This window comes from Neoroseomonas marina, assembly GCF_012927745.1.
Classification (GTDB): domain Bacteria; phylum Pseudomonadota; class Alphaproteobacteria; order Acetobacterales; family Acetobacteraceae; genus Neoroseomonas; species Neoroseomonas marina.
This window is the reverse complement of sequence record NZ_JABBKX010000003.1, coordinates 204,527-219,628: the sequence shown is the minus strand read 5'-3', so window position 1 is coordinate 219,628 and position 15,102 is coordinate 204,527. Positions and strand designations below refer to the sequence as shown.

Below are 15,102 nucleotides of genomic sequence, written 5' to 3'. Positions count from 1 at the left end.
GTCACGGCGGATCCATGAAGGCCGAGGCCGCCGAGGCCCGCGCCAGCAGCGACTGCATGGCCGGGTTCCGGTGGCCTTCATGCGCCGTCAGCGCCTCCATCGGGCAGAAGTATTCGTGCGGATGCGGCACCTGATGGCGGGCGAAGCCGTCATACTGATCTCGCTGCAACCCATAGAGCACCCGCAGATCGCGCACCGGCACGGTGATCGGCGCCGTCGGCTCGCTCGCGACGAAGGGGATGATGTGCCATCGCGGCGTCGCATCGCCTGCCTGCAGCGGCGCCAGCAGCCAGGCGAGCGGGCAATGCGCCAGCATCGCGATGGTCGAGGGCGCGAAGCGCGACCGCTTGTCCAGCAGGTTCTGGAAGGTCGAGCAGGCCTCGATGCAGAGGATGTCCGCATAGGGATCCTCCGGCGTGCCGCCGAAATGCAGCCACAGCCCGTCGGGTATCGTGCGCATCCGGTCGGAGCCAGGGATCTTCAGATAGGGCTGCGCGACGGGTTCGCCGTCACAGGGCCGCCCCCGCAGCCAGGCCCCGCCGCTGCCGAGGGTCGGCGCCCCCGGCGGCCGCTGGGGCCAGGCCTTCAGACGGTCGCGGACAATGTTGTCGAGCCGTGCGGGGCGTCGCTCGAAACGGCGGATCTCGCTCATGGCAGGAATTCATCACCCGTTAATCAACCTATGGGCGAATTAAGTTGTGTCCCACCGCACCCGGCAAGTGGAAACCATCCCCTCACGGGCCAACCAATGGTTTTTTGACGAAGGAAAAACGCGAATCATCCGGCCCTATTCGGGGCTTTTCTTCAACCAATTTCTGAGATCGGGATGGTAACGCGCTCTATTGAGTCCGGAATTGACGCACCTTTCTTCGCGCGGCCTTCACGCTGGCATGACGCGCGTCAATCCTTCCCGTCGCGCCCGACGGATGCCGCCGAGACCCGGTCGGTGATCGCGAGGATCAGGGCGCCCGCGAGGAAGACGCCGTGCAGCCCGACCGCCCAGGCCAGGGTCCGGTCCGAGTAGACATCCGCCCGCAGGAACATCTGCAGCAACTGGATGGACGAGATCGCGACGATCGAACCGGCGAGCTTCACCTTGAGGTTGCCCGGATCCAGCTTGCGCTCCCAGGCGATGCCCGAGGCCTTGCTCTCGGGGTCGAAGGGCGAGACGAGGCTGTCCCAGGACGCCAGGATCACCATGACCACCAGGGCGGAAACGAGCGTCCAGTCGAGGATATGGAGCAGGTCCAGCAGCGCCTGGTCCTGCGGCGAGCTGAAGACGGTCATGCCGAACTTCGCCACCTTGGCGACGTAGCGGACGGCGAAGAGCGCCAGCGCCGCGGTCAGGCCGAGCAGGAAGATCGCCGCGATCCAGCGGCTGGTTAGAATGAGGTTGGCGAGAATCGGCCGCATCGGGGGAACCTCCGCTGCGGCTTATGACGCATTCATATGGCAGGAGGAACATTCGCATGGCGATCCGGCGTATCGCGGAAGAACAGCGTCTCTCGGGCGCGGTGGTGGCGGGCGGCATGGTCTGGCTCGCCGGCCAGGTCGCCGATGACGCCACCCTCGACGCCGAGGGCCAGACCGCGGACATCCTCCGCCAGATCGACGCCCTGCTCGCCGAAGCCGGGACCGACAAGCGCGCCCTGGTCAGCATCCAGGTGGTGCTGGCCGACATCCGGGACGCCCCGGCGATGAACCGCGCCTGGGATGCCTGGCTCGATCCCGCCCACAAGCCGGCGCGCATGACGATCCAGGCGCCGCTGGTCGATCCGGCCTGGAAAGTCGAGATCACCGGCGTCGCGCTGGCCCCGGCGGCGTGACACCGACCGGCCTGCGCCGCCGGTTGCCCGAGGGGTGGTTCCGCTCGGTCATCATGACGCTGGGCTTCGGCCTGCTCGTCGCCGGCGGCGTGGCCGACCAGGGCACGCTCTTTCCCTTCCTCGTCATCGGTGTCGCGGCCCTCGGGCTCGGCACTCTCTATCTGCTGTTCCCGCACGGTCTGCATTTCGCGTTCGGGACCAGCGCCGGCCTGGCCGTCTATGCCTGCCTGTTCGCCGTCATGGGCCGGGCCGCCTTTCCGGACGCGCCCGGCCCGGCCCGGGCGGTGGCCTTCCTTCTGCCCGTCGTCGCCTTCCTGCTTGCGGTCTGGCGGCGCCGGCGATCCCTGCGCCTGGTCGCCGAAGCCGAGCATCCCTTCGACCTTGGCCACCTGCCGCGCATGGCGCGCTGGCTGATCCCGGTCTGGTCCGTCGGCGCCTTCTCGCTGGCCCTGCCGGTGAACCGCCTGCCGGTCTTCGAGCAGGGCACGGCCCTGATCCTCGCCATGGCCGTGATCGCGATCGTGGTCGCGGCCTCGGTGCGTGGCGTCGTGCTGCTGCTGACCGACATGGCGCTGATCACGGAGGAACTGGCCGGCCGCGCCTCCCGCATGCTCGTGCCGGTGGTCGCCTTCCTCGCGATGTACGCCATGCTGGTGATCGTCTTCGCCTGCCTCTACCGGATCGCGCAGGGCCTCTCGATGCATGCGCTGTTTCATGGACCGCAGGGGCCCGTGCCGCTGCCCTTCCCGGATGCGCTCTATTTCAGCCTCGTCACCCAGGCGACGGTGGGCTACGGCGACGTGACCCCGCATGACGACGGCATCCGATTGCTGGCCTCGCTTCAGGTGATCCTGGGCCAGGTGCTGCTGCTCTTCGGCTTCGCCGAGATCATGCGCAGCCGGCGCGTGCTGGCGGGCGAGCCGGTGCGTCGGCCCGGCCCGCCCGTCGACTAGGACCGCCGCCGTCGTGCACGGCGTCCGTCCGCATGGGCTTGACCGCCCGGTCCGGACACTGTGGAACCACTGCAGCCCGGACGGTCCGATGTCCGCCGGGCGCACTCAAGGCTGCCGCGGCGCCGGCCTCATTCCGCCGCAATCCGGGGCAGAATGTGTCCCTGTCTCCTGGAAGGCTGAAGCATGAGCGATGCGGGTTTCTGGCGCGGCCGACGGGTGCTTGTCACCGGTGGTGCAGGCTTCCTGGGCTCGAACCTGTGCCATGCGCTCGCCGCCCACGGCGCCCGCGTGACGGCGCTCGATGCGATGATGCCCGATGGCGGGGCGACCGCCCGCAACCTGGAAGGCGCGGGGGTGCTGCTGGTGCGCGGCGACATCCGGGACACCGAACTCCATTCGCTCTGCGAGGGCGTGGACGTCCTGTTCAACATGGCCGCCCAGACCAGCCACATGGGCGGGCAGAAGGACCCCGTGGCCGACATCGCCATCAACGCGGTGGCCCAGGTCCGCCTGATCGGCGTGATGCGGGACGTCGCGCCGAAGGCGACGGTCGTCCACGCCTCCACCCGCCAGTTCTATGGCCGCCCCCGGAGCCTGCCGGTCGACGAATTCCATCCCGTGAACCCCCCGGATGCCAACGGCGTCTCGAAATGGGCGGGCGAGCAGTATTGGTTGCTCGAACAGCGCGTGCATCACCGGCCGGTGGTCTCGCTGCGCCTGACGAATTGTTACGGGCCGCGCCTGCGCATCCGGGACGCGCGGCAGACCTTCCTCGGCATCTGGATCCGCCGCGTGCTGGAAGGCGAAGCCTTCGAAGTCTGGGGCGGCGAGCAACTCCGCGACCTGACCTATGTCGAGGACGTCACCGAGGCGTTCCTGATCGCCGCCGAAAAAGCTGCAGAACCAGCGCTTTCGGGGCAGGTCTTCAACATCGGCGGCAGTCCGCCGACCTCGCTGCTCGACCTCGCGCGACGCCTGATCGCCGCCAATGGCGGGCAGGGGGATTTCGTCACCAAGGAGTTCCCGGCCGATCGCGCACCGATCGACATCGGCTCCTACGCCGCCGACGACCGTGCCTTCCGAAATGCTTCAGGCTGGGCCCCGAAGGTCGACCTGGACGAGGGATTGCGCCGCTCGCTCGCGTGGTATCGTCCGCGCCTCGCCGACTACCTGTAAGGCATCACCCAAGATGAACGCGCCCACCATGACGATGATCCCCCAGGCCGACCCCGGCGCCGGCTATCGCGCGCAGAAGGCCGAGATCGACGCCGCCGTCGCCCGCGCCCTCGACAGCGGCTGGTACATCCTCGGCAAGGAGGGTGCGGCCTTCGAGCAGGAATACGCCGCCTGGCTCGGTGCCGGTCAGCACGCCGTCGGCTGCGCCAACGGCACGGACGCGATCGCGCTGGTCCTGCGGGGCCTCGGCATCGGGCCGGGCATGACGGTCGCGACCGTCTCCCACACCGCGGTCGCCACCGTCGCGGCGGTCGAGATGGTCGGCGCGACGCCGCTGCTGCTCGACATCGATCCCGACACCTACACCATGGATGCCGACGAGCTCGTCTCGGTGCTCGAGGACCCGCCGCCCGGCCTGCCGCCGATCAAGGCGGTGATCCCGGTGCACATCTACGGCCAGGCCTGCGACCTCGGTCCGATGCTGGACGCGACGAGCGCGGCCGGCATCCCGCTCATCGAGGATTGTGCCCAGTGCCATGGCGCGACGCTCGACGGGCGGAAGCTCGGCACCATCGGCACCGCCGCGGCGTACAGCCTCTACCCCACCAAGAACCTCGGCGCGCTCGGCGATGGCGGCGTGCTGTCGACTGCGGACGCCGAACTGGCCGAGCGGATCGCGGCCATCCGCCAGTATGGCTGGCGCGAGCGCTACGTCAGCAGCATGGTCGGCGTGAACTCGCGCCTCGACGAGGTGCAGGCCGCCATTCTGCGCGTGAAGCTCACGGCGCTCGACGCCGGCAATGCGCGCCGCCGCGCCATCGCCGCGGCCTATGACGAGGCCCTCGCCGGCGGCCCGATCGCGCCGCCCGCCCGCCGACCGGGCGCGGAACACGTCTTCCATCAATACGTGCTGCGGACCGAGAATCGCGCCGACGTGCAGGCGAAGCTGAAGGCGCAGGGGATCGGGACGGGCATCCACTACCCCGTGCCCGTGCATCTGCAGTCGGCCTACAAGGACCGCACGCCGCTCGGCCCGGCCGGCTGCGCCGAGACGGCCAAGGCCTCGCAGGAAGTGCTCAGCGTACCGATGTATCCTGAGCTCACGGATGCGCAGGTGGAGCGGATCTGCGCGGCGCTGAAGGCGCTCTGATCCGCCCGTTCAGGCGCCGACGCGCCCGCGCATCCGCGCGACGACGCGGCGCGCGGGCAGCAGGGCGTCCCAGGCGCGCCCGAACGGACCGGGCCGCATCGCCTCGGCCTGCCGCGCCGCGACATCGCGCAGCAGGGCGCCCTGGCACTCGACCAGATCCTGCGTCGCCGCGAGAAGGCGCGCCTGTTCCGCGCACAGCGCCTCGATCGCGGCGAGGCGTTCATCCAGCGCTTGTCGGTTTTCCTCGATGGCCATCAGGAGTGGCTGAAGCAGGCCCAGCCGTTCCGGCTCGCGCGTCAGCGCGCCGCGCAGCGTCGCGTTGCGCAGCATCAGCGCCTGTTCGGCGCGCTCCGACACCTGCTCGACGACCGAATTGCCCGCGGCGCCGTGCGTGCCGCGCTGCCGGAGGTGGTAATTGGCGAGGGGACGGTCGATGAACCCGATATCCCCCAGCAGCAGCAGCCGATGGAGGAATTCGAGGTCGGCGAGGTGCGTCAACGCCTCGCTCTGCCCGCCCGTGGCATCCAGGGCGGCGCGGCGGAAGGTCAGCGCGATCGGTGGCAATTGCAGGTCCACGACGGCGCGCCGGAGGTCGACGGTGCCGCGGGCATGCGGCCAGGCGTGGCGCCGCACCGTTTCGGGCCCGTCGTCCGTGATCCGTTCCTCGATCAGCGTGCAGCCGGTGGACACGCCGACGAAACGCGCCTGCGCCGGGTCCGCGAGGAAGGTGGCGGTCGCCGACAGATAGCCGGCCTCCCAGGAATCATCGTCGTCATGGACGACGACGAGATCCTCCACCGCTCGGTGCAGCGCCGCATTGGCCGCGCGCGCCATGCCGTGCCGATCGGGGAGATGAAGGGCTGTCGCGCGGCCCGGCGGCAGCGCCGTGGCGAGGATCGCATCGACCGGCCCGGGATCGCCCCCGTCGTTCACCACGTAGAGATGCCAGTGGGGCCAGTCCTGCGCCGCCACGCTCGCGATGGCGCGCGGCAGGAACAGGGGCCTGTCCCGCGTGCGCATGACGATGGCGACGCTCGGCTGCGGGACGATGGGCGCAAGATCGGCGATCGGCGCGCGGGGGCAGAGCGCGGGCCGCGGATTCAGGTCGGGAGCGGGCATGGCGCCAGTCTCGCGCGAAAGCGCGGCGCGGGACAGGTATCGGGCCGTTCAGGCCGCCGCGAGCCGCCCCCAATTCCCGTTGACCAGCGGTGACCCGGCCCCGAGCCGCTGCCGGGCCGTTGCGTACTCCGCCGCCAGCCGGTCGACCAGGGCCGCCGCGGGCACCACCGCTTGCACGCCGCCGACCGATTGCCCCGCGCCCCAGATGTCCTTCCACTTCCGCTTCCGGTCGGTGCCGAAGTTCATCTGCGACGCCTCATGCGCCGCGAGGTTGTCGGGATCGATCCCCGCCGCGCGCAGCGACGGCCTGAGGTAGTTCCCATGAACGCCCGTGATGAGGTTCGTGTAGATGATGTCGTCCGCCGCGCTGGCCACGATCATCTGCTTGTAGTCCTCGACCGCGCGGGCTTCCTGCGTCGCGATGAAGGCGCTGCCCATATAGGCGAAGTCGGCGCCCATGGCCTCGGCCGCCAGGATCGACCGGCCATGCGCAATGGCCCCCGACAGCGCGATCGGCCCGTCGAACCAGGCGCGCGTTTCCTGCAGCAGCGCGAAGGGGGATTGCGCCCCGGCGTGCCCGCCGGCGCCCGCCGCGACCAGAACCAGGCCGTCCGCTCCCTTGTCGATGGCGCTGTGCGCGAAGCGCTGGTTGATCACGTCGTGGATGACGTGCCCGCCATAGGAATGGATCGCCTGGTTCACCTCGGGCCGTGCGCCGAGGCTGGTAATGATGAGCGGCACCTTGTGCTTCACGCACAGGGCGAGGTCCTGCTCCAGCCGGTCGTTGGACCGATGGACGATCAGGTTGATCGCGAAGGGGGCCGAGGGCCGGTCCGGATGCGCCGCGTCATGGGCCGCCAGCCGTTCCGTGATCTCGGACAGCCATGCGTCGAGTTGTTCGACCGGGCGCGCGTTGAGCGAGGGCATCGACCCGATCACGCCGGAGGTGCATTGCGCCACGACGAGGTCGGGCACCGAGATGATGAAGAGCGGCGAGCCGATCAATGGCAGCCGCAACCGTCCCTTCAGGCTCTCGAGAAGGCTCATGGCAGGATCCTCCGGTTTCGCTTGCCGCGAGGCTCGCCGGACCCGCCCGGCTTGTCGAGGGGGAGCCCGCCGCGGCCGCGTTTCGGACTCGCCTTCCGCCTCTTCGCGGGTGCAGCATGGCGCCATGGACGACGCCGCCCCGCCCGACCTGCTCGCGGACCTGCTCGCCCGGCTGCGCGCGGCCCGGAAAGCCGCCGCGGCCGATCCCTTCGGCGACCCGGTACTGCTGGTCGCCCTCGACATCAGCCGCGCGCTCGACGAAGGCCGGCTGACCACCGATGCCCTGGCCGCCCTGATTGCCCGCATGGCGCGCGAGGCGGCGGACGAGCGCGCCAGCCGCATCGCGGCCTATACCGGCATGGGGGAGGACCGTGCGGTTCTCGCACGCCTCGCCGCGCGCCTGGTCCGCCCGGACCCCGAGGACAGTCCGGTCCCCTTCGCCGCCTATCGCGACGCGGTGGAACGCATCCGCTTCGCTGCCGTCTTCACGGCGCACCCGACCTTCTCGCTGCCCATCGCGACCGGAACGGCGCTTGCCGAAGCCGCCTGCGGCGCGATCCTGCCTGACGGCCTCGCCCATCGTCCCGCCCCGGTGACGCTCGAGGATGAGTTCGTCCAGGCCGCCGCCGCGATTGCCCGCGGCCGCGATGCGCTCGACGTGCTGTCGGATTCGCTGTTCGAGGCCGGGCGCGCCGTCTGGGGCGAGCGCGCCCTCGCGCTGCTGCCGCGGCCGGTGATCCTGTCCTCCTGGGTCGGCTACGACACCGACGGGCGCACCGACATCGGCTGGCAGGACACGCTGCGCCTGCGGCTGCGGATGAAGCGGCTGCAACTCGCGCGCCTCGCCGACCGTCTCGAACCGCTCGGCGACTGTGCCGCGCCGATCGTCGCCCGGGCCCGCGCTGCCGAGGCCGCCGTTGCCGCCCAGGAAGCCGCGGCCCCGGTGAAGCCGGACGCGCAGAACACCCGCGCCTTCGCCCTCGTCATGGTGGAGGGCCACGAAACCGCGCTGACCACTCCCGACCCGCTGCTGGCCCTGTTCGCCAGGGCGATGGAGGCCGCGCCGGACGCCGCGACGCGCCAGGCCCTCGCCGTGCAGCGCGCCGGGCTGGTCGCCCACGGCCTCGCGCTCGCCCATACCCATGTCCGGCTGAACGCGACCCAGGTGCACAATGCGCTGCGCCAGCGCCTCGGCATCGCCGCCTCGCCCGAGGATCGCGCGGCGCGGCGCGGCCTGCTCGCGCAGATCAACGCGGCGCTCGGCGAGGTCGTGCCGGTGCCGCTCGACTTCGGTGCCCTGCTGGCCGAACAGGCCTCGGCCGTGAAGCTGGTGATGACCGTCGCGCAGATGGTCAAGCACATCGACGGCAGCCACCCCGTCCGCTTCCTGATCGCGGAGACGGAGACCGGCTACACCCTGCTCTCCGCGCTCTGGCTCGCGCGCCGCTTCGGCATCGCGGACAAGGTCGAGATCTCGCCCCTCTTCGAGACCGCGGACGCGCTGGAACGCGGCGAGAGGGTGCTCGAGGAAGCGCTGCGCAGCCCGCATTTCCGCGACTACCTGCGCATGCATGGCCGGCTTTGCCTGCAGTTCGGCTATTCGGATTCCGGCCGCTATGTCGGCCAGCTCGCCGCCTCCTACCTGGCCGAGCGGCTCAAGATCCGCCTCGCCGAGCAGCTCCGCCGCCACGGCCTCGAGGGCGTCGAGCTCGTTCTTTTCGACACCCATGGCGAAAGCATCGGCCGTGGCGGGCATCCCTCGAGCCTCGCCGACCGCTTCGCCTATCTCTCCCCGCCCGCCGCACGCGCCGCGCTCGCGGGGGCCGGCCTGCCGTTGCGCGAGGAAGCCGCCTTCCAGGGCGGCGATGGCTACCTGCTGTTCGGCACCGAGCGCCTCGCCCTCGCGACCGTCGCGCGGATCGCCGAACATGCCTTCGCCCCGCAGGCCGAGGCCGAGGACCCGATCTACATCGAGGCCGACTGGGGCGCCGATTTCTTCGCCACCATTCGCCGCGAGATGGCGACGCTGGTCGAAGACCCAGGCTATGCCGCGCTGCTCGGCGCCTTCGGCCCCGGGCTGCTGGACAAGACCGGATCGCGCCCCGCGGCGCGGCAGGCCGATGGCGGCGGCGGGCCGGTGCGGATCACGCACCCCTCCCAACTGCGCGCCATCCCGAACAACGCCATCCTCCATCAGATGGGGTTCCTCGCGAATACGCTGCACGGCATCGGCACGGCGGCGGCGGCGAACCCGGAGGTCTTCGCCGACCTGGCCGCGCGCTCGCCGCGCTTCGCGCGCGCGCTGGCCATGGCGCGACGTGCCGCGGCCTGTTCGGACATCGGCGTGCTGCGCGCGGCGGTGGACATGCTCGATCCGTCGCCCTGGCTCGACCGCGCGGGCTTCACGAAGAGGCCCGGACGGCGGGAGACGCTGACCTCGGTCGCCATGGCGCTCGAACGCCTCGACCTGTCGCCCGCCACGCGGCGGATGTTCCGGCGGCTGCAGGCCGACCATCAGGCGCTCCGCGCGGCCTGGCCGGACCTGCCGGTGATGCCGGACCGCCTCGTGCTGGCCCACGCGCTCCGGCTGTGCCTGGTGCAGCGGCTCTGGCTGCTCGCCGCCGCGCTGCCGGAATTCAGCCCCCGCCATGGCCAGACGCGCGAGACCCTGATCGCGCGGCTGCTGCAGCTCGACGTGCCGCCGGTGCTCGACCTGCTCGGCCAGATCTTCCCCGCCGCGCCGGACCCGGCGACCGGCCTCGATTTCGGCGAGCCCTCCGCTCCGCGGGAAGGCGCCTCCTACGCGGCCGAGCATGCGACCATCTTCGGCCCCATGGCGGCCTTCTTCGCCCTGGTGAGGGAATGCTCGGCGGTCATTTCCCACGAGGTCGGCGCCTTCGGGTGAAAGCCTTCCTGGCGGCGGCGAGAGCTGTCCTCCACCATCGGAGGATGATCGCGCGCCTGCTTTGCCTCCTGCTGACCCTCGTCGTCGCCTCGCCTGTACTGGCGCAGGAACCCTGCCCGGCGCGACGCAACGTGGACTGCGCCGGCGCGGCGCGCGCGGTCGACGCGGCCATCGCGGCCGATCCGTGGCTCGCCGTCATGGATCAGGCGCAGCGCATGCGGCTCGAGGAACTCCTGCCGCTGCTCGGTGCCGAGAGTGCCGCGGAACTCGTCACCCAGCAGGCGGCCTGGCGACGCAGCCTGTCGGCCAACCTGTTCTTCCATGCCGACGGCACGCTTGACGCACCTAATCCCCGCGCGGCGCTGCGCAGCGCGCTGGAATACCGGCTGATGCAACTGATCCGCATCGAACATGACCCCTCGGCCAGCGTCGGCGGCATCTGGGCTGGCGTTCAGGGAGAGGTGATGGTCGAAGTCCTCAACGCCGGCAGATACCGCATCTCGGCCGGTACCTCCGACATCAACAACTTTGCGTGGACCTGCGGGTATGAAGGGGAGGGCGAGAGCACCCGCGTCGAATGGCTCCGAACGCGCGACGGCGCACTGGAACTGCGGCGGGTGGGCGTGATGCTGAGCGTGCGGATGAACATGCCGCAGGCGAACGGCTTCTGTGGCGCCGCGGGTAGCCTGTCGGGCCTGTTCTTCCGCATCGGCGATGTTCCTTGATCAGAAGCCCACGCAGGCGCTGCGATAGACGGTCATCACCGAATCCTGCCGGTGACGCGCGGTCCAGGCCTGTTCGACGGGCAGGAAACGGGCCCGCGCCTGGTCCGCCGTCGCGCCGGGGATGACGAGCGTCAGCACCTTGCTCGCCTCCCGCACGATTCGCGCATCGGGCCCGCGCCATTGCCCCGCGCCGTCCATCACGGTCAGCCCGTCCGGAAAGGCCGGCGTGACGACGCCGTCCAGGAAATCCTGCCATTGCGCGTCGCTGACCGGCATGCCGCCGCGGACGGCGCGGCCGAAATAGGCCTCGGCGACGATGGCGCGCTGCGTGCCGGCGGGGCAGGGCGGTTCGGCGCCGGCGCAGCCGGCGGCAAGGCCCGCCAGCAGCAGCGCCGCTGCCCTCACGCCGTCGTCGCCAGCAGCGCCACGCCGGCCGAGATCAGCCCGATCGCCGCAATCTTCGCGGGGCCGAGGGTTTCCCCGAACATCGTCCAGCCGATCACGGCGATGACGACGTAGGACGCGGCGGTGCAGGGCAGGGCGACGCTCATCGGGATCTTCCGCAGCGCGACGATGTAGAGCAGCGCCGCGCCGCCGTAGCAGACCAGCCCGACCATGGTGTGCGGGCGGAACAGCTGGTCGATGAAGCCGCCCTCGGCTTCCACCGCGCCGGAGGCCCCCGACTTCAGCAGTACCTGTCCGACCAGCGACGTGCTGATCGCCGCGACCAGCGCCAGCCAATAGGCCATCACGACGCGCTCTCCTCCGGCCGGATGACCTGCCGGACCACACCCTGCGGCTTGCCGTTGGCCGACATGAAGGCGCGGCCGACATATTCGCCCATCACGCCCATCACGAGGAACTGCACGCCGGCGACCAGCAGCACCACGGTCATCAGGGACGCCCAGCCGGACGGGGTCTCCCCGAACATGGCCTCGACGATGACCCAGGCCGCGGCCACGAGCCCCAGTATGCCCATCGCGACACCGGCGAAGATCGCCAGGCGCAGCGGCAGCACCGAGAAATTGGTCGCGAGGTTCAGCCACAGCCGCACCAGGCGCCGCACCGTGTAGTTCGATCGGCCCTCGACCCGGGCGAAGTGCTTCACCTCGATGCTGTCGAGCCGCTGTGTCACCTGCATCAGCAGCCCGTCCACATAGGGGTAGGGACCGCGATACTTGATGACCTCGCCGACCGCGAGGGCCGACATGCAGCGGAAGGAGGAGAGATAGAGCCCCTTCGGCTTGTCCATGAGCTGGTCCGCGACCCAGTTCGCGAAGCGCGACCCGAGGTTGCGCCAGCCCTCGTGCTCCTTCACCGCATAGCGGGTGTAGACCACGTCGAAGCCGCCCAGCCGGCAGTGGTCGTAGAGCTTGATGACCTCCTCCGGCGGGTTCTGCAGGTCGTCGTCCATGGTGATGACGTAGGCCCCGCGCGCATGGCGCAGGCCGGTCATGACCGCATTGTGCTCGCCGAAGTTCCGGGCGTGCTCGATGTAGGTCAGCGGCACGGTGGCCGCCCGCGCGAGGTCCCGGCAGACATCGCCCGAATTGTCGGGGCTGCCGTCATTGACCAGGACGATCTCGATCCCTCCCTCGGGCTGGAGCTTCGAGAGCTCGGCCACCAGTGTCCCGACGGTGGCCGCGCCCCTGTAGACCGGCACGACGATGGAAAGGCCGACCGGATGCGAGGTCCCGGCCGCAAGGGTGGACATGGAAAGGGTCTCCGACATCACGGTCGCGTGGCGACCAGCAGGATCGATCCACCGACCGGATAGCGCAGCCCGAGCCGGCCGAGAACGCGTTCCGCCGCGGTGGCAGCATAAAGACTTGCATCGAGCCAGGGTGGAAACGGTTCCACGTCGCTCTTCGCATCGGCATCGGACCGCAGCACCTTGCGCTGCAGGACCATCAACGGCAGCAGCACGGCATTCCAGTAGCGGGCCTCCACGGCCTCGAACCCGGCGGCGCGCAGCAGCGCGCCTGCGCCGCCGGCCGTGAAGCGCCGCGTGTTGTGGACGCGCTCGTCATGCGCGGAATGCAGCCAGTCATAGGCCGGCAGGTTGAGCACCAGCGTGCCGCCCGGCGCGAGGACCCGCCGGAACTCGGCGAGGGCCGCGGCCGGTTCCACGGCACGATGGCACAGCACGTCGCAGGAGGTGAGCGCCGCGAAGACCCCGTCGGCGAAGGGAAGGCGGTTCGCATCGCCGGCCGTGGTGATCGCGCCTGACTTCGCATGGGCGCGCGCGGCCGCGGCCGGATTGTAGTCGAGCCCCGCCAGCGGTCGCCCGAGCGCCGCAAGCCGCCGGAGCAATCCGCCCGTGCCGCAGCCGGCATCGAGAACGCAGCCGGCCGGCCCCGGACGGCGAGCGAGCGCATCCATCACGCGGCCATGGAGGGCGCGGTACCACCACATGCGCTCCTCCGCCGCATCCATGAGGTCGTATTCGGCGGGTTCCACGGCTTCGTTACATCGCATCGCAGCAAGGCCGGAACATGGCAGCCCTGCGGACCGGATGAATCGCTTTATGGTTGCATGCATCGACGCACGCCCTAAGGATGGGCGTCGTTTCCATGATGCCTTTCCGCCGCAACGCAGAATCCGCCCCGGCGGCCACGTACCGGGATGCGGACGCCGCCCTCGTCTCCTCCAGGGACCGCGGCACGCGGGCGCGACGGCTTCGGCTGGCCGCCTTCGCGCCGGCGATCTTCTTCCTGGTCGCGATCCTGCTGCCGCCGCTGAACCACGATGTCGCGGCGGTGCTCGACTTTTCCCGCCGCTGGCTCGCCGGTGAGGCGCTCTATACCGACCTGATCGACGTCAACCCGCCCCTCATCTTCGTCCTGAACCTTCTGCCCGCGGCGATCGCGCGGTGGACGGTGCTGACTCAGGGGCAGGCCATCCTCATCTGCCTGCTCGCCTTCGCCTTCGCGCTGTGGCGAATGACGGAGGCCCTGCGGCGCGACCGCGAGGAGGGCCCGGTCGAGTCGGCGGTCCTGACCGCGGTGCTGCCGCTGCTCCTGCTCGCCGCCGGCTCGGATTTCGGCCAGCGGGACGTGCTGATGGCCATGGCGGCGCTTCCCTATTGCCTCCTGGCTGCGCGCCGGATCGAGGGACTGCCGACGAACCGGCGGCTGGTCGTGGCCGTCGCGGTCGTCGCCGCGCTGGCCTTTGCCTTGAAGCCCTACTTCCTGGCCGTGCCCCTGTTGGTCGAGGGCCTCGTGTGGCTGCGGCGCGGCACGGGCAAGGCCAGGCGCGATCCGGTCCCGTGGCTCATGCTGGGCGTCTGGGTCGCCTACCTTGCCGCCATCCCGGTCTTCTTCCCGGCCTATGTCTGGCAGATCCTGCCGCTGGCCTGGGAATTCTACGGCGATATCCATGGTCCCGGCCCGTGGCGAGTCCTCGTCGCGGATGTGATGGGCGCGGCGGAGGTGCTGCTGCTGTTCACGGTTCCGCTGGCTTTCCGGCGGGAATCCGGGGCCTTCGGCCAGGCGCTCGCGATCGCGGCGCTCGGCGCCTTCCTGGCGGCCTGGGCGCAGCACAAGGGCTGGACCTACCATGTGCTGCCGATCACGCTGCTGGGCTGCGGGGCCCTGGCGGTCGCGGCGGCGCGCTGGGCCGACCGTGCCCTGCCCGAGGCCCGGGCCCGCGGCTCGGCACCCGCGCTCGCGCTGGTCGCGGCGACGGCGATCCTCGTCTACCAGCTGCGCGGCGGAGAAACGCCGTGGCGCGAAGCCGCCTATTACGGCGAGACACCGGGTCGGCTGGCCGAGTGGTTCGATCGCAATGCGCATGGCCAGTCCGTGCTGGTGCTCAGCCCGGACATCTTCCCGGTGTATCCCGCGCTGACCTACGCGGATGCGCGGCAGATGCTCCATACGATGAGCACCTGGACCCTGCAGGGCTTCTACCGGTCCTGCCCCGGCGGGGACGATCCCTATCGCGACCCGGCCGTGATGCGGCGGTCCGAATACGCTGTCTTCCACACGGTCGCGGAAGCCTTCGCACGGCATCCGCCGGTGGCCCTGGTGGTCGCGCGCCCCGCCAACATCCCGGCCTGTGGCGGGCGTTTCGACCTGCTGGCCTACTTCGCGCGTCATCCCCTGTTCGGCGACACGCTGGAACGATACGTGCCGGCCGGAGAGATCGACGGCTACCGCCTCTTCCTGCGGCGCCACTGAGATGGCGAGCGACATTACGG

Annotated in this window: 15 protein-coding genes; 7 read left to right on the top strand and 8 right to left on the bottom strand. The window is 70.5% G+C overall.

The features are described 5' to 3' along the window. Nucleotide 1: 1 nt before the first annotated feature. Together GWK16_RS11110 and GWK16_RS11105 are read right to left on the bottom strand one after the other, a co-directional pair. Nucleotides 2-652, bottom strand: coding sequence for a hypothetical protein (locus tag GWK16_RS11110; RefSeq protein ID WP_170054034.1), 651 nt, complete (start codon nucleotides 650-652; stop codon nucleotides 2-4). Between the two features lie 248 nt (nucleotides 653-900). Next, a complete protein-coding gene (locus GWK16_RS11105; protein ID WP_170054033.1) occupies nucleotides 901-1,413 on the bottom strand; it encodes a YqhA family protein in 513 nt (170 codons plus the stop codon). 56 nt (nucleotides 1,414-1,469) lie between these two features. Between GWK16_RS11105 and GWK16_RS11100 the strand changes: the two genes are divergently transcribed. From GWK16_RS11100 to GWK16_RS11085, 4 genes are all read left to right on the top strand, one after another. Continuing rightward, nucleotides 1,470-1,826 (top strand): RidA family protein, encoded by a 357-nt coding sequence (locus tag GWK16_RS11100; RefSeq protein WP_170054032.1) that lies wholly within the window; start codon nucleotides 1,470-1,472, stop codon nucleotides 1,824-1,826. Continuing rightward, nucleotides 1,823-2,779 (top strand): ion channel, encoded by a 957-nt coding sequence (locus GWK16_RS25705; RefSeq protein WP_211187323.1) that lies wholly within the window; start codon nucleotides 1,823-1,825, stop codon nucleotides 2,777-2,779. The genes GWK16_RS11100 and GWK16_RS25705 overlap by 4 nt, the downstream gene beginning before the upstream one ends. A 183-nt stretch (nucleotides 2,780-2,962) precedes the next feature. Beyond that, nucleotides 2,963-3,955: an NAD-dependent epimerase/dehydratase family protein gene (locus GWK16_RS11090; protein WP_170054031.1), complete on the top strand. Its 993-nt coding sequence runs from the start codon at nucleotides 2,963-2,965 to the stop codon at nucleotides 3,953-3,955. A 13-nt stretch (nucleotides 3,956-3,968) separates the two neighbouring features. Beyond that, on the top strand, nucleotides 3,969-5,105 hold the full coding sequence (locus GWK16_RS11085) for a DegT/DnrJ/EryC1/StrS family aminotransferase (protein ID WP_170054030.1): 1,137 nt from the start codon (nucleotides 3,969-3,971) through the stop codon (nucleotides 5,103-5,105). A 9-nt stretch (nucleotides 5,106-5,114) separates the two neighbouring features. Here GWK16_RS11085 and GWK16_RS11080 read toward each other — a convergent pair whose 3' ends face one another. Both GWK16_RS11080 and GWK16_RS11075 read right to left on the bottom strand, forming a co-directional pair. Further along, nucleotides 5,115-6,224 (bottom strand): glycosyltransferase family 2 protein, encoded by a 1,110-nt coding sequence (locus GWK16_RS11080; protein WP_170054029.1) that lies wholly within the window; start codon nucleotides 6,222-6,224, stop codon nucleotides 5,115-5,117. Nucleotides 6,225-6,272: 48 nt separating this feature from the next. Continuing rightward, entirely contained in the window at nucleotides 6,273-7,271 is a 999-nt protein-coding gene (locus GWK16_RS11075) for an NAD(P)H-dependent flavin oxidoreductase (RefSeq protein WP_170054028.1), read from the bottom strand. A 124-nt stretch (nucleotides 7,272-7,395) separates the two neighbouring features. On the opposite strand from GWK16_RS11075, the gene GWK16_RS11070 reads away from it, so the two are divergent. Both GWK16_RS11070 and GWK16_RS11065 read left to right on the top strand, forming a co-directional pair. Next, nucleotides 7,396-10,176, top strand: a complete 2,781-nt coding sequence (locus tag GWK16_RS11070; RefSeq protein ID WP_170054027.1) for a phosphoenolpyruvate carboxylase — start codon at nucleotides 7,396-7,398, stop codon at nucleotides 10,174-10,176. 44 nt (nucleotides 10,177-10,220) lie between these two features. After that, nucleotides 10,221-10,901 carry a hypothetical protein gene (locus GWK16_RS11065; RefSeq protein ID WP_170054026.1) on the top strand — a complete coding sequence of 227 codons (681 nt, stop codon included), beginning with the start codon at nucleotides 10,221-10,223 and terminating at the stop codon, nucleotides 10,899-10,901. On the opposite strand, the gene GWK16_RS11060 is transcribed toward GWK16_RS11065, so the two are convergent. Genes GWK16_RS11060 through GWK16_RS11045 form a run of 4 tightly spaced genes read right to left on the bottom strand, consistent with a single transcriptional unit; the run spans nucleotide 10,902 to nucleotide 13,361 of the window. Next, nucleotides 10,902-11,306: a DUF3574 domain-containing protein gene (locus tag GWK16_RS11060; RefSeq protein WP_170054025.1), complete on the bottom strand. Its 405-nt coding sequence runs from the start codon at nucleotides 11,304-11,306 to the stop codon at nucleotides 10,902-10,904. Continuing rightward, nucleotides 11,303-11,650 carry a DMT family transporter gene (locus GWK16_RS11055; RefSeq protein WP_170054024.1) on the bottom strand — a complete coding sequence of 116 codons (348 nt, stop codon included), beginning with the start codon at nucleotides 11,648-11,650 and terminating at the stop codon, nucleotides 11,303-11,305. Before GWK16_RS11055 ends, GWK16_RS11060 begins: the two co-directional genes overlap by 4 nt. Next, nucleotides 11,650-12,615, bottom strand: coding sequence for a glycosyltransferase family 2 protein (locus GWK16_RS11050; RefSeq protein WP_170054023.1), 966 nt, complete (start codon nucleotides 12,613-12,615; stop codon nucleotides 11,650-11,652). Before GWK16_RS11050 ends, GWK16_RS11055 begins: the two co-directional genes overlap by 1 nt. A 17-nt stretch (nucleotides 12,616-12,632) precedes the next feature. Continuing rightward, nucleotides 12,633-13,361: a methyltransferase domain-containing protein gene (locus tag GWK16_RS11045; RefSeq protein WP_170054022.1), complete on the bottom strand. Its 729-nt coding sequence runs from the start codon at nucleotides 13,359-13,361 to the stop codon at nucleotides 12,633-12,635. Between the two features lie 113 nt (nucleotides 13,362-13,474). Between GWK16_RS11045 and GWK16_RS11040 the strand changes: the two genes are divergently transcribed. Beyond that, nucleotides 13,475-15,082 carry a hypothetical protein gene (locus tag GWK16_RS11040; protein WP_170054021.1) on the top strand — a complete coding sequence of 536 codons (1,608 nt, stop codon included), beginning with the start codon at nucleotides 13,475-13,477 and terminating at the stop codon, nucleotides 15,080-15,082. Nucleotides 15,083-15,102 lie beyond the last annotated feature (20 nt).